We start from the raw sequence: 233 nt of genomic DNA on the forward strand, positions 1-233 counted from the left end.
CCCCCCCCGCCCCCCCGGTCCCCCGGGTCCTAATGGTCCTCCCGGCGCCCCTGGTGCCACTGGTCCGACGGGTCCTCAAGGTGTTCAAGGTAACACGGGTGCCACTGGACCTCAAGGTGTTCAAGGTAACACGGGTGCCACTGGACCTCAAGGTGTTCAAGGTAACACTGGCGCTACTGGTGCTACTGGACCTCAAGGAGTTCAAGGTAACACGGGAGCGACTGGGGCAACTG

General features: G+C 63.1%; 1 pseudogene. It reads left to right on the plus strand.

Going from position 1 to position 233, the window contains the following annotated elements:
* A pseudogene (locus JDS99_RS31555) lies at positions 1-233 on the plus strand (collagen-like protein); the annotation flags it as partial.

Source organism: Bacillus cereus group sp. N6 (genome assembly GCF_016483705.1).
GTDB lineage: Bacteria > Bacillota > Bacilli > Bacillales > Bacillaceae_G > Bacillus_A > Bacillus_A wiedmannii.